The following is a 514-nucleotide window of genomic DNA, read 5'->3' as shown; positions in this document are numbered from 1 at the left end:
TTATGAATGATAACTGCTTTTCATTTCATTTGAACGTTTACATGCGTTATAATATTTACATCATGATTTGCTTTTTATGGTCTATTCATACATGCCAATCTTATATAAAAAATAGTCAAATGAATCATACATAAAAGGATGGATTCTTAAGTGGATTCGTATAAAATAATTGCATACAATCTATTGACTTTATTGTGTTTTTTGATATGATACGCTATCATCGCAAGACAATGGGTATCCCATTTCACCATCATCTGTAATCTCACAAATCAAACAATCTTTCTCTGTACGTTTTTTGATTTTCTTATTAACCTCATCTATCAAAGGTTCATAACTCAAAACGCTTCTTGGTAAATCACCACCGTATAGCCAAGCTTTCACGCGCGCCTTGGTACTGTAATCAACGTTTGAAGGAATCTCATGATCATGATACTGACCGCCATCAAACTCCTCATATTCCCTCATACCATCATCATATTCGTAAAGATTGTAAAAATACTCTGCTACCCCTAAC

At 33.3% G+C, this 514-nt stretch carries 1 protein-coding gene; it reads right to left on the bottom strand.

Features of this window, described 5'->3' with window-relative positions; all coding sequences use genetic code 11:
- Window positions 1-189 precede the first annotated feature (189 nt).
- The coding region (locus BN338_RS10500; protein WP_039762464.1) for a hypothetical protein at window positions 190-514 on the bottom strand (325 nt) is incomplete at its 5' end.

This window comes from Bartonella queenslandensis AUST/NH15 (assembly GCF_000312585.1).
Lineage (GTDB): Bacteria > Pseudomonadota > Alphaproteobacteria > Rhizobiales > Rhizobiaceae > Bartonella > Bartonella queenslandensis_A.
The sequence above is the reverse complement of the archived record's forward strand: the minus strand, read 5'-3'. Positions and strand labels throughout refer to the sequence as shown.